This is a genomic window from Mucilaginibacter sp. NFR10 (assembly GCF_900100445.1).
GTDB classification, from domain to species: domain Bacteria; phylum Bacteroidota; class Bacteroidia; order Sphingobacteriales; family Sphingobacteriaceae; genus Mucilaginibacter; species Mucilaginibacter rubeus.
The window spans coordinates 272,678-285,772 of the sequence record NZ_FMTV01000005.1; the positions used below are offsets into that span (position 1 = coordinate 272,678).

The 13,095-nt window shown below is 44.2% G+C and carries 11 protein-coding genes; all 11 read right to left on the bottom strand.

Annotated elements, in window-relative coordinates:
• The 11 genes from BLP33_RS18125 to BLP33_RS18175 all read right to left on the bottom strand — a co-directional run bounded on the left by BLP33_RS18125 (position 1) and on the right by BLP33_RS18175 (position 13,078).
• Positions 1-1,872: a type VI secretion system Vgr family protein gene (locus tag BLP33_RS18125; protein WP_090531681.1), complete on the bottom strand. Its 1,872-nt coding sequence runs from the start codon at positions 1,870-1,872 to the stop codon at positions 1-3.
• A 19-nt stretch (positions 1,873-1,891) separates the two neighbouring features.
• Entirely contained in the window at positions 1,892-2,503 is a 612-nt protein-coding gene (locus tag BLP33_RS18130; RefSeq protein WP_090531683.1) for a hypothetical protein, read from the bottom strand.
• A gap of 3 nt (positions 2,504-2,506) precedes the next feature.
• Complete coding sequence (locus BLP33_RS18135) at positions 2,507-3,406, bottom strand: hypothetical protein (protein ID WP_090531684.1); 900 nt, start codon at positions 3,404-3,406, stop codon at positions 2,507-2,509.
• Positions 3,407-3,518: 112 nt separating this feature from the next.
• Positions 3,519-3,911: a type VI secretion system tube protein TssD gene (tssD, locus tag BLP33_RS18140; protein ID WP_090531686.1), complete on the bottom strand. Its 393-nt coding sequence runs from the start codon at positions 3,909-3,911 to the stop codon at positions 3,519-3,521.
• Between the two features lie 74 nt (positions 3,912-3,985).
• Positions 3,986-4,384: a type VI secretion system tube protein TssD gene (gene tssD / locus BLP33_RS18145; RefSeq protein WP_090531688.1), complete on the bottom strand. Its 399-nt coding sequence runs from the start codon at positions 4,382-4,384 to the stop codon at positions 3,986-3,988.
• Between the two features lie 107 nt (positions 4,385-4,491).
• Positions 4,492-5,064 (bottom strand): NAD(P)H-dependent oxidoreductase, encoded by a 573-nt coding sequence (locus BLP33_RS18150; RefSeq protein ID WP_090531690.1) that lies wholly within the window; start codon positions 5,062-5,064, stop codon positions 4,492-4,494.
• A 224-nt stretch (positions 5,065-5,288) separates the two neighbouring features.
• Entirely contained in the window at positions 5,289-6,671 is a 1,383-nt protein-coding gene (locus tag BLP33_RS18155; RefSeq protein WP_090531692.1) for a DUF5458 family protein, read from the bottom strand.
• Positions 6,672-6,703: 32 nt separating this feature from the next.
• Positions 6,704-7,144 (bottom strand): type VI secretion system contractile sheath small subunit, encoded by a 441-nt coding sequence (locus BLP33_RS18160; RefSeq protein WP_090531694.1) that lies wholly within the window; start codon positions 7,142-7,144, stop codon positions 6,704-6,706.
• A 95-nt stretch (positions 7,145-7,239) separates the two neighbouring features.
• Entirely contained in the window at positions 7,240-9,717 is a 2,478-nt protein-coding gene (locus BLP33_RS18165; protein ID WP_090531696.1) for an ATP-dependent Clp protease ATP-binding subunit, read from the bottom strand.
• 3 nt (positions 9,718-9,720) lie between these two features.
• Complete coding sequence (gene tssR, locus BLP33_RS18170) at positions 9,721-12,084, bottom strand: type VI secretion system protein TssR domain-containing protein (RefSeq protein WP_090531697.1); 2,364 nt, start codon at positions 12,082-12,084, stop codon at positions 9,721-9,723.
• A gap of 31 nt (positions 12,085-12,115) precedes the next feature.
• The gene (locus tag BLP33_RS18175) at positions 12,116-13,078 is read right to left on the bottom strand and encodes a PKD domain-containing protein (protein ID WP_090531699.1); all 963 of its coding nucleotides are present in this window, start codon (positions 13,076-13,078) and stop codon (positions 12,116-12,118) included.
• Positions 13,079-13,095 lie beyond the last annotated feature (17 nt).

The following is a 13,095-nucleotide window of genomic DNA, read 5'->3' on the forward strand; positions in this document are numbered from 1 at the left end:
TCATGATTGGTTAATTTCAACATCGCCTGCTATAATATGCGCAAGACTGCCGCCATTGAGATGCATTTTGTCGGTCGAGCTGATCTCGGCCGATTTGCTGCTTGATGAAAGTTTGCCGGCCGCCGCATCAAAAGTGATGTCTTTGGCTGATGCAGAAAGTTTGATGCTTTCGGTTTCGCTGGTAAAGGCAATATCTTTTTTCGCATTTGTAGTAATACCTTCATCCTGCGCCGCTACCGCTATCGATTTTTTGGCTGTAACATTGATAACACCGTCACCCCCGCCTTCTTTGGCCGGCGATGATGTTATGTTAATGCTATTGCCCGCATTAATGTTAATATCTTTTGATACCAGCGTTAAGGTGTTTGGCGCATAAATGGTTACCGTACCGTCGCCATTAAGGGTTACCACGTTACCGCTGGGATCTTTAACGTTAATGCTGCCATTGCTATCGTCCAGTATCACGGTGTTGCCGCTTCGGGTAGTAAGCGCTTTGGTTTTATTGGTTTGACTGCCGCCTGTGCCTGTTTTACCACTAAACATGCTGCCAATAATAACCGGGCGGGCAATATTACCCTCCTCAAATGCTACCAGCACCTGGTCGCCAACTTCGGGGATAAAAACAAACCCGCGATTCTTGCTTACTTTATCCGAGCTGCCTGCGTCAGGAGAAACTACTCTAAGCCACTCGGTAACATCATTCGCGGTACATTGCCATTTAAATTTTACTTTAACGCGGCCATGCCCATCCGGGTCGGCGTTGTCGGTAACATCGGCCAGCTGCATATCCGGGTTGGGTTTTTCGGCTTCAGCAACCAGGATACGCTCCGTATCGGCAGTAACGCCTTCAAACGTATTTTGGTAATGGCCAACACCGTCGATCTGGTGATAAACCGCCGTAACCAGGAACTTGCCAAAATCCTGCAATTCAAAAGCACCTGTGCCCCTTACACTCATGCTTACATTAAGTATTTTGCCCAGGCCCACCATGGGGTTGTCGCCATTGCCTACAATGGTAACCAATTCGGATATCAGCGCTTTTTGCTGGTTATTAACAAAATCATCTATTTCTTTTTTGTTATTTACCCTAACAGCCAATGGTTCATTATAAACTTTGCTGAAAACTTTGTTTGACGCGCTGATGGCATGCGAAAGATCCGGCGTACTGCCCGAAGAGCCTTGCGGCTCCGACGAAAGCAGTTCATCCTGCCTGGGGTTGTAAGCAAACTTGTTATGCTTTAAAGGCGCTATCTGCATTGCATATTGCAGGCTGTGCAGATCACGCCCGTAAATTAGAGCAACCTCCTCCAGCTTATCAGGCTTACCGAAATTTAGTTTAGCACCATCGTAATAAAACCATTCGTAATACTCGGCCGAAAGACGGTTGATAAACTCAAAATCGCTTTCACGATATTGAATGATATAATCAATAGGCGAAGTATTGGTTGGTTTGATATTGAGGTTCAGATCATTTGCAGGTGCATCCTGCGTAGCTAACTGAATAATGCTGCTCAGGCTTTTGTTAAGGTACGAGCCGAGATCGGGGCCCCGGTCAATCAGGATGGTCGGACTAAAGCCGCTCACCAGGATATCGCCATGAAACCCATGGCTTTGCGAAAGCTCTACCTTGGTAACAATACCGCTAAATTTATTTTCGCCGCTATCGGCTGTGCCAAATTGCACGGTAATGTTTTTACCAATAAAGTCCTTTGAGTTTTCGAGCGTAACAGCGTTGTACTCTTCAACCATATCATGGTTAAACCTGAGCTGGAAAGTATGGTGCTCATTAAAACGCTGGTCAAGGTTAAAGGTAGAGAAATGGGTGATCTGGGTACCTTCAATATTGATATCTACTTTTAGTTTCTTTTCCATAATTCGGCTATAAAATCCATTAACCTTTAACTGGCCATGGGCTGTAGTAACTTATAATTTTATATTGCCCGTTAACTTTGCCAAAAACAAACCCGTACGATGTTTCCCTGCCATTTTTTTGCTCATATTGTTGCTGCAACTCGTAAAGCTTACTACCTTTATCTGTAACTTTTGCAATAACTTTATAATAGTTTTCGTCGGTAGCGGCGTCAATTTCCGACAGATCGTCTTCTGTGCTTTTGGGTATAAGACGAAGCGCGTCAGCATTCAATATAGCAGGCTCATACTGTGGATATTCTGCTCCGCTAACCAGCCCTTCAGCAGGGTTAATCTTAGCAGATCGTAAATCTTCGTTTGACCATTGGGGTGTTGTTTGCAGCGGGAAGTAAAACATGGCAGCCAGTTGCTTTTTGTTTTTTTGCAGGGCAGCAGCTTTAAACTGTTTCAGACAGGCCCTGAACAACTGCTCATCGGTGAGGGGCGACTTATGCACAGTTCGGGAGGCCGACTTAGCTATGGTTTTGACAGTATCAGCAACCGGGGCTTTAGGGTTACCACTGCAGCCAATGGCCGAACCTGCCAACCCGGTAGCAAGCAGTAATAATACCATATATTTAACGATCCTTTTCATTGGTTAATTTCTGGGAATACTGATCAGTGCCCTGTCTTCCATGCGTTTAAGGATAACTGCCGCGCCCATTTGCTGGGATACCGCTTCGGCATCAAAAACACCGTCTTTGACATATTTGCCCTTGACATACTGGTTCGAAAAACTCCAGAGGTAAGGCGTGTGAATGCCCTTTTTGTTATAACCGAAACCATTATATCCCTCCAGCTTTTGCAAAATAAACGGCAGGCTCCAATTGGTTACCTTATCATACTTCATCAGTTTAATAGCATCAACAGCACTCTCCTCAAAAGTAAACGGAGGGCCATGACCTACCTTTGGGCGATTGGCGGGCACCTGTACCGTATAACCGGTAAGCGGATCGCCGTTGTGCAGGTGTTTTTTGAAACTGAACGAACACTCCATATAATGTACGCAGGCAATAAAATACCAGGGGATAGCTCCGCCGCCGCCAAAAAGGTTCATAAACGTGAACGGATCGTTTGGAGTAAACCTCCCGGTATCAAAAAAATTACCTCCCAAAAGGCCGGTTGTCATTTGCGGTTTGATCATCAGATCCAAAACACTTTCGGGTTTGGCATTAGCCGCCGTTGGGTTTAATGATAGCGGTGTGGTGTTATAACGATCAAAAAAAGGGGTATACACCGATGCGAAAAGATTTTTATTTCCGGCAGCCGACGGCGCATTAGTACCAAGGCGTACCAGGTTTGAAATACTTTCGTAACGGGGGCGGTTTACGGTTACCTTTTCATCGATGATCTTATCGACAGCAGCAATTTTTTCCTTTTTAATAACACAGGTATTAAAAAGCTGCACGTATTCCATGGGGGTTGGAACCGACGATTTTTTCACCTTTTTCTTTGTAGTGGGTAAGGCTGGGTTTATTATTCTCTTCTTTCTTTTCATAAGGTTTATAACTGAACCTAAACAAAAGCTGTAAAAAGAACACGGAGGAAAATATGTTACTATCTCCTCCGTATCTTTTTAAAAGACAGTACAAATCAATTGTACTGATATATTATTTAGGCCAGTCGTTTTCGTGCTCGGCGTTGCCTATTTTCAGCTTACGCGCCGATATCACAAAGCTTAACGACATTGGGTTGTTACCGATAATCGATATCCCCTCGTTATATTGAATGATGTAACCATCCTCAAAATTAAGCTCCTTCATTTTGGCATCTTCTTCAGATTTTTTGAAGGTAATAGTGCCGTGGATTGGTTTGTACTGACTGTTCACCATTGATTCGATAACCGAAGTATCTTCGGTTGATTCAACCTCAACCTGGATAGTACCACCATATACACCTGATGACGGACGGCCTTTTGAATCAACGTCCCTGTTTAATGAATAGCTGCATTGCAGCACATCGAATTCTTTCGATCCTAAACTAATTCTTGCTTTGAAAGCCATGATCAATAAAGTTTTAAGTAGATAAATAAATTAAGTGCCCCTTCGGCACAAACAGATAACAAAATCGGCCGGGCTTAGTTTTTACCTGGCCAATCGTTCACGTGCTCGGCGCTTCCCAGTTTCAACTTGCGGGCCGAGATCACAAACTTCAAACTCATTGGAGTTGCGCCTGTAATGTCGATACCTTCAGAATACTTCACGATGTAGCCATCTTCAAAAGACAACTCTTTCATTTTAGCGTCTTCCTCAGATTTTTTGATCAGCAAAGTTCCGGCAATCGGTTTGTACTGGTTGTTAACCATTGATTCGATAATGGAGGTGTCTTCAGTCGACTCGATCTCGATATCGATAGTACCGCCGTAAATACCTGAGGACGGGCGTCCTTTTGAGTCTACATCGCGGTTTAATGCATAGGAGCAAGTGAGCACATCGTAGTCCTTGCCCGAAAAATTTAATCTTGCTTTGAAAGCCATAATGATAAATTTTAAGAGGTTAATAATTTAAAGTAGATGCTTTGCGCATCACTTTAATAACTACAATGTAATTAATTTATTGTTTTGAGAAAATATTAAATATTTATTTAAATAAGTTTTAACCCAAAAGAATATAATTTTTGAATCCACTTTTTACTGTACTCATTATCGAGGTTATAGAGATGCCCGATGGTACTGGTATGCACAGGCTTGATGCCGCGCTTTTCGAGGGTTAGTTTTTTTACTGCCAGATAGGTTGGCTTCATATCAACCTGCCAGTCCTGCCAGGCAGCTTCATCCAATATAGAAACCACACGTCCTGACCGGCCATTGAAATTAACCGACGAGCCGCTGATAAAAACCTGGTCGGGCATAAAAACGCGATCAAAAAAACCTTTAATTTTTGAGTTGATCGAATCTTTATAAACCGGGCAAAATATAACCACATGCGATGCCCATTTTATCGCGTTTACAGCTTGCACCAGGTCGGGTTCGGGCTCGTTATTGCTTAGCGTGAATTGCTTGTTGGGATTAAATTTAAGATCGGCGATGGCTATCTCTTTTACTACAGCTTCGGCGGCCTGGGCCCCGTCTTTATAGGCATTGATCAATGCCGCTGTTGTTGGTGTTTTATCTATATCTGCATTAATGATCAATAGCTGCCTCATCAATGCAAACATAAACCATATTTAACAATAAATAAAGTTAGGCCTTCGGTTAAATTAACCTAAAATGCACACAGCGCTGGTTTAACGGTTGAATCTCGCTTTTAAAACCCACCTCCTAACAGGAGGCACCTACGGAGCCAATATATTGTTTTGCACATATCCGATATCGCTCCAGTAGGTGCTTCCTTATTTTAAAAGGGATTCATTACCACTTCACAACGTTGTGTACCGCGATATTACTGCTGTTTATATTCGCTGTTCCACGTTGGGCTTGCATCCTCACCTTTTTGCCCGTCAAGCTTTACCACAAAGCTTTTAGCGGGAAAATATGGCGTGATATTAATATCAAGGTGAATGCGGTCCTTTTGCTGTTCATCGCGCTCAAACCTGATTATTTTAAAGCGTTCGATAAGCCTGTCGGGCCCCTGGATGTTATCCAAAAACTTCACAATTTGCGAGCGCAGGTCCTGCTCTGTTTTTGAAGTCCAGTTTTCAAAAGCTCGGCGGTTCAAAAAGTCGAATAATACTTTGGTGATATAATCAAATACCCTCACTACCGAATAGGTTTGCAAACCGATATTATCGCCATTAAACAAAGTTTTGGCCGAGAATGCCATTACTTTGCCATACTCATTCACCATGGGTACCAGGCCAATGCGCTCCAGGTGCGAGATCTCGCTCTTTTTAAGGTCAAAGCGTACGCCATCCACCTCGTTAACCGCGCCGTGTTTTTTACCGGCGGTAACCTGCGACATCAGCGTATAATACATTTTACCCGCCAATGCTGCTGAACCAGGGATATACAGGTCATCCTCTTCACCCGCTTCGGCAACTTTGCCGCGGCCTACGAGCCAGTTACAGGTCATGATGGTATTTGATTTAAAAGCATCGCCGCCGGTTAAATTGGCTGATGTAAACAGGTCTATCACATCATCCGGTTGTTCAAGATCCGCAAAATCGGTCACCAGCATTACTTTATTATCATAGGCTATTTTTGACCAGCGTTCAACTACCTTGTTTGAGCCAAGGTAGCCGGGCACAACCAGGATTGAGTAATTTTGACGAAGATCCAGCCTGTCATAATTTTGCTTAAGCTCATTTGCAGCATATTCAATAAAGCGCGGATTATCAAGCTCTTTCAACTGATCGATCGTGGCATTCATTAATACCACATTCTTCAGCTTATCCTGTTCGGTGTTTTTATAAAACAAATGCACTGTGCGGTAAGCCTGTTCAAGCTCGCGGGTGCTTTCCAATACATTGAGTAAATTTTTGTTCAGGTTTTCTTCAACGCTTTGCAGTTTTTCGGCGCTTTTCTGAATAGTATCGCTAACCGATTCGCCGCTTTCCAAAGCTTCTATCCATTGATTAAGCTTCAGCTTAAGTTCTTCGCGCTCCCCTTTCTTCTCATCATCAGTTAAAAAGATCTGTTTACGGGCTTTGCGTTCGGGGTTCAGGTTTTGAAGGCCATCTATAGTAGCTTCCAGCAAATCAAAACCACCAACTTTTGATAGTTTATCTAAACTGGTTGATAGAGGTGTCGCGCCGCTTCTTTCTTTTATTTTAAGAGCCTGGTCTGTTGAATTTTCATTCAGGATCTGCTCGTTTGGTGTTGCCATGATCGTGTTGTTAAATGTTTAGGATTAGCTAATTATTGGTCAAGCTCGGTTACTATATTTTTTAACGCCTCAATAAAGGCCTGTTTGGTTTCGGCGTTATCAAGGGTTGACTTCAGCGTTTTGTTGGTTTTCAGCTGCTTCATGATATTGAGGTACATCTCGCGCTGAATATTAAGTTTATGCAGGTATTTACTTTGTTGTACCAGGTTTTTGGGGGCAAAATCGCCAAGATTGTTAAAGTGCAGCGTTTCGGTAACATTTGTTCCGTTTTCTCTTTCAAGCTCAACACTTACTTTTGGCTTGTAATGAGCAAAAACCTCTTCAACATTTTTAAGTCCCTCAACCTTCTCAGGTCTCAGCGGCTCATTATCAGTTAATTTTTGAATAAACAAAGTTTTATTGGGAGCTATCTCACCAAATGCTTCTGAGGAATCAACTTTTGTTTCGTTTCCCCCTATTTCGTAATTAAACATAGCTTTATTTAATAAATGATAAGTATGAAAGTGTTTATGTTATAATGCAATAACTATAAAATTGTTTTTAACAGTATGTATTTCAGTTAAATTACTTAACTAATGCTCCACAATAATTCAGTATCATCACTTTTTTTATCTATGGCGATAGTATTTCCTTTTTTCAGTTCGCCCAAAATAATATAGCGTGATATTGGCCTGCGCAATTGGTTACGGATCACCGCCGATAGCTGCCGTGCACCATATTTGGGTGTAAAACCGCTTAAAGCCAGCATATTTTTGGCTTCGGCACTTAACTGCATGTTTATGCCCATTTTTTCAAGCGCCTGTATAAGGCTTTTGAGCTGGATCTCAAAGATGCGTACTACATTTTCTTCATGTATAGGTGCAAAGGGTACAATTTCTGATAACCGCGCCAAAAACTCCGGCCTGAACTTATTGGCCATCACTTCCATCAATTGGTTTGATGTAGGCATATGCCCCCGGCTAATTTGCTCAGATACCCACTCGCTGCCAATGTTTGAGGTAAATAGCACCAGCGCGTTTGAAAAATCGCCTTGCTTGCCCAGCCTGTCGTGCATATGCCCTTCATCCAGGATCTGTAAAAAGATATCAAATACCGATGGGTGTGCCTTTTCAATTTCATCAAACAGCACAACCGAATAAGGTTGCTGCCTTATTTTGTTTACGAGCAAGCCGCCCTCTTCATACCCCACATAGCCCGGCGGCGCGCCATACAGCAATGCGGCCGAATGCTCCTCCTTAAACTCCGACATATCAAAGCGGATCATCGCTTTTTCGTCATTAAATAAAAACTCGGCTATTGATTTGGCCAGCTCCGTTTTACCGGTGCCTGTTGGGCCAAGCAAAAAGAATGAGCCGATGGGCTGCCCTTTTTTGTTCAGTCCGCTCCGCGATTCGAGTATGGCATCAGAAACGGCTTTCAACGCCTGGTCCTGCCCAACAACCCGTTTTTTCAGGAAGCCTTCCATGCCTAAAAGCCTTTCTTTCTCTTGTGCCTGGATCTTGCCTAAGGGAATGCCTGTTTTATAGGAGATAATAGCGGCAATATCATGTTTATTCACCACCTCGGTTTTATTTTGAGCCAATTCTTCAAGCCGGCTCAAATTGCGTTCAAAGTAAGCGATGTATTCATCGGGCGTTTCAAAAGTATCAACCTGGGTTTCATCTTCCAGCTGGCCTAACAACACCGCGCTTATTTTATTGCGATACAAGGTGTAAAGCCATTTGTAGGCTCCGATCAAATCGCCTGCATCATCCTGAGCTTTCAATTCGTCCAGTTCGGTGCGGAGTTCGGAAAGGGCAGTATCGGTGGTATCGTTCATTAAACGGATAGCAGCCATGGTACGGTCGAGCAGGTCGAAGGCAGAGTCGGGCAGGCGACGGTCTTTCATATACCGCTGCGCCAGTCTAACGCACTCTTCGGCAGTATTATCGTCTATCTTTAAGTTGTGGTGCTCCTCATATTGGGGCACCAGTTTTTTAAGCATTTTTATAGCTGTAGGCGTATCGGGCTCATTTACCTGCAGCACCTCAAACCGGCGGCTAAATGCCTGTTCGGGCTCAATCACTTTGCGGTATTCGTCGATAGTAGTGGCACCAATCACCGTTATTTCGCCCCGGGCAAGCTCCGGTTTCAGCAGGTTGCCAACACCGCCGCCTATCGGCCCTTTATTATCGAGCAGGGTATGGATCTCATCAATGAACAGGATCGCTTTTTCAAACTGCTTTATCTCGCGCAGGATGTTTTTTAACCTGTCTTCAATTTCTCCTTTGTAAGATGCCCCCGCGATCAATGAACCCAGATCAAGTTCAAAAAGCTGTACATTCTTAAGCGATGCCGGTACCTGTCCGTTTACAATGCTAAGCGCGAACCCGTCAACCAGGGCTGTTTTGCCAACGCCCGCATCGCCGGTGATCATCACATTGGGCTTGGTGCGTCGGCTCAGGATCTCCATCACCATCCGTGTTTCACGCTCCCGGCCTATGATGGGATCTACCTTACCCTGTTTGGCCAGGCTTGTACGGTCTACACAGTATTTGAGTAATGCTGTTGTTTGTTTGGGTACATCGCTGCCGTTTGTGGCCTGCGCAGAGGGATTTACCGCATGGTTAACATCCTCATTACTCAAATAAATATCCAGCAACTCGCGTTCTTTTACCGGGAAAGATTTTAGCTGGTTAGCATCAAAACCCACATTGGGTTTTATTAACGCAATCAATACACAAACGGGCATAATCAAATCCTGGCCTAATTTTATGCGCACATTATCGGCTTCTTCAAATACCTGTTTTACCTGGCTGTTACCTAACATTTCGTCGGGCACGGTTAACGCGGCCGAATAGTCTTCAATGCGCACTTCGGCCCAATCGCTTATGTAAGCCGTGTCCTTCCCGATGGATTGAAGCAGGTTCTTCAACCCAACTTCCTGGTGCATCAAGCCTTTTAAAAGGTGCGCCGGACCAAATTCCTTATGGTGATATTCTTTGGCTAATGACTGCGCTACCCGCACCGCCGTTTTCACCGACTCGCTTAAATTAACTATGTTCATATGCTATTGCAGGTTAGCCTGGGTTATATAATAATAGGTTTTGCCGTTTGACGTAAAGTGTTGATTGGTAATTGCGGCCTGTTTAATAACATCGCTGCTATGGATCAAATAGTGGATATATTCCTCAAATTGTGCCTGCGGCATATCATCGTTGTGTTTAAGATCATTCACCTTTTTATTATAGAAATCTTTTTTGCCGGGTAAGGGTAAACTGGTAACCCGCAGAAAATAATCGGCCAGGGTCATGTCTTTAATATCACCGCCAGATAAGTTAAGCCCTAAATGCTTGGCAGCGATATCAACGTAGTTATCAACCAATTTTGAGCGATAATCGGACGCGTCCCGCTGCAGGTTTTCGCCTATCATGAGCGACAGCAGATCTGTTAGCTGCTTATAATCCTGCTCGTTCAATATCAGCAGGTATTGCAGCTGCCCCTTGCTTTCATTTACCAGGTTCCTGGGTGCTTCGGCGCTGAGGTAATATTTGAAAGCGTTATGCGGCATATTGTTTCCCAAATCGGTTGATGGCTGGCCCTGTTGCTGCATAACCAGCGGCTGTACATAACGGTTTTCGCGCCCGGTAAGCCTGAAAGCACTATCAAGCGTATGGATCTGGTTACGGATATCATAATCGGTTTCGCGCATCAGGCGTTCAACTGCCAAACTCATGGCCTGGTTTGATTTTACTACTCTCTTGGGCGGAAATACCACAGCGCCCTGGATCAGGCTCTTTTTGGGATAATCGAGGTAAAAAGAAACCGAATCAGACAGTGATGTATTGAATTGCTGCACGTTGGTAAGGCCTTCTCCATTCACCATGCGCTGTTTTTTATAATCGGCCAGCTTTACCGCAGATTGTGATACAATTTGTCTTGCCTGGATTACAAAATCATTGTAGATAGGGTTGTAATCGCTAAATACCTGGATAGCTAACAAGCGGGCGTTGGCGGCCGCTATCTGACTGGCCACCGTATTAACCCCTACCGAATTACGATCTAAAGCACCGGTGGCACCAATCAGGATGACCAGGTTGGTTTCGTCGGGATGATTGCCAAAAAGGCTTAAGCCCGTGCGGATACCGTCAAAAACAGGTTGGGAACTTATCACCGGGGCACAGTTACCTGTTACTGTTGACTGTGATTCGAGGTATTTTACCAGGTTACGATAATCGGCGTTAAGCGGGGTTGACTGGATGCCCCCGGTTTGACAGCCGGACGCGTTACGGTAAACTACAGCCCCATATCTAACCTGGTTACCCCTGGCATGCGCATCAAAAATATCTTCAAATGATTGAATAGTGCTGGTAATACCCGAAAAATAATTGCGCATAGGGCTGCCGCCATCAACCACAAACACAATGTTAACGTGGTGAACATTGCTGCGGATCTTGAGATAATCCTTATATGCTAAATGCCCGCCTTTGATATTAAGCACACTGTTATGGCTTTTATCATAAACATCGGTTGCGAAGCCGAGGCTAAGATTACCCGAAGCAGATGAGCTTACAGGCATGCTCAATAACAAGGGAGCATTATCGGCCAGTAAGGGATCAAAAGCAAAATAGCCCGTACCTCCCTTGCTATTATTGGTTTTCAGGGAACTGTTGATATACCTTGCAATAGAATCATTGATCAATGGCTGGTTTTCCCTTGCCGACCCGATATATAGCCTATCGCCCCAGCTATGAACGGCGTCGGCGGCTATCCAGCCATAAACACTGCCAGCTGCATTATCGGCAATCAACTGCGGATCGGACCCTACCAATACTTTTTTTCCGTCGTCAGATTTTTTGTATACATAAACTACATTGTGCAGGGCCACTTTGGTTTTTTTCTGGCTTTGATCGGGCCCGGCAAAAATGTATGCCGAATCAGTTTTGTCATAATAATAATCGGGCATAGTAAGCGGGCCGGCACCACTTATAATGGTGATATATTTTTCGGGATAACCATTTGTGCTGGTAAAAGCCGACTGCCAGGGCAACACCTTTGAAATGCTGATCCATCCGTAACTTTGCGAGCCTTTTTTATTGGTAAGCTTTTTACCCTGTACCATGCCTGCCTGGTACTTAATCAGTTTTATAAAACCGTTTTTTTGTTCACTTACATAAAAAGGCTCCATGAAACTTATTTTTTTCATTACCAGCGTTCCGCCCGGCGAGGTATATGTATAATTTTCGGCCCTGTCCGAAAATACGATCCATGGCAGGGAAGTACGGTCGTCGGTATTGTAAATGCTGGTACGCTCATCAGGTTTTTCAAAAGCTTTGGGTAGCGTTACCACTGTTTTGCCAAGCGATACCGGCGATTGCGCCCGGGCCGCAATTACTATACAGGTTAAAAAAACGAAGCTTAATATATTTTTCATGTTGGTTGATGCAAATAGGTTTTAAAATGGATTATCTGGGCCTCTTTTCGGGAGCGGCAGTGGTTGCATGCTGCCTTACCGAAAGCATGCTTGAACAGTTTGATTTTGGCTTTAGGGTAACCTGTGCTTCGTCAACACTGATGCCACCTCCAAAAGTTAACCGCATACAGTAGGAATAAAAATCAGTCCGTTTGCTCTCGCCATTATCTTCAAGGTTTACGGTAACTTTCTCATCTCCGCAGAAATACCTCCTAACCAGGTAATAATAATGGCGGTTAAAATCACCGCCGTTGGCTATGGCCTGCAGGTGTGCCCTGATATCATCGATTACACGGCGCTCACTTTCACCAGGGTTTACGATCTGGTTGGCAAATGTTGAATCGGGATTGGTAATACGCATGCGGTGATAGACCGGGCGCCTGCTTTTATCCGTGCTCAGTTTGATGAAATAGGTACCGGGGTTATGAAAGGTGTAGAGTGCAGTTGGTCCTTTAACATCCACCCGGCCGGTTTCCCCAAATGACCATTCAAAAATCCGGGCGTTACCCTGCGCCTCAAGTCTTACCTGTTCATTTACAATTCCCTGTGTGGGGCCGTTAATTGTAATCAGGGTATCGGCAGCTATGGTTGGGGTACTATCTTTTACGCTAACCGGGAATTGCTGCGTCAAATTGCCGTCAACTGTAAGCCGTATGATATAGTCGCCTGTTTTTTTAAAGCGGTAGCTCCCGTTTTGTTGAATTGATTTATCGCCATTGCCGAACTCCCAAAGCCAGCTTTTTGCATTAGCCGTATTATCCGAGTAAACCAGGTGCTCGTTCAGGGCTATCTCGTCCTTCAGGATACGGGCGTTGATCACTCTCTTTTCAAACAATGAACTACGCAGCAGGAAAATGATACCGGCAATAACAACTACACCAGTAAAAATGTATAAAAAGGTGTAGGTGTTCCGGTTAGTATCGACGGGCCTCCCGTCGTTGTAATCGTTTTTCATTTTGCTTAGGTTATATA

Bases quoted from the DNA above. Each gene is read 5' to 3' on its own strand.
- BLP33_RS18125 (WP_090531681.1), bottom strand. From the start codon at position 1,872: ATGGAAAAGAAACTAAAAGTAGATATCAATATTGAAGGTACCCAGATC.
- BLP33_RS18130 (WP_090531683.1), bottom strand. From the start codon at position 2,503: ATGAAAAGGATCGTTAAATATATGGTATTATTACTGCTTGCTACCGGG.
- BLP33_RS18135 (WP_090531684.1), bottom strand. From the start codon at position 3,406: ATGAAAAGAAAGAAGAGAATAATAAACCCAGCCTTACCCACTACAAAG.
- tssD (WP_090531686.1), bottom strand. From the start codon at position 3,911: ATGGCTTTCAAAGCAAGAATTAGTTTAGGATCGAAAGAATTCGATGTG.
- tssD (WP_090531688.1), bottom strand. From the start codon at position 4,384: ATGGCTTTCAAAGCAAGATTAAATTTTTCGGGCAAGGACTACGATGTG.
- BLP33_RS18150 (WP_090531690.1), bottom strand. From the start codon at position 5,064: ATGTTTGCATTGATGAGGCAGCTATTGATCATTAATGCAGATATAGAT.
- BLP33_RS18155 (WP_090531692.1), bottom strand. From the start codon at position 6,671: ATGGCAACACCAAACGAGCAGATCCTGAATGAAAATTCAACAGACCAG.
- BLP33_RS18160 (WP_090531694.1), bottom strand. From the start codon at position 7,144: ATGTTTAATTACGAAATAGGGGGAAACGAAACAAAAGTTGATTCCTCA.
- BLP33_RS18165 (WP_090531696.1), bottom strand. From the start codon at position 9,717: ATGAACATAGTTAATTTAAGCGAGTCGGTGAAAACGGCGGTGCGGGTA.
- tssR (WP_090531697.1), bottom strand. From the start codon at position 12,084: ATGAAAAATATATTAAGCTTCGTTTTTTTAACCTGTATAGTAATTGCG.
- BLP33_RS18175 (WP_090531699.1), bottom strand. From the start codon at position 13,078: ATGAAAAACGATTACAACGACGGGAGGCCCGTCGATACTAACCGGAAC.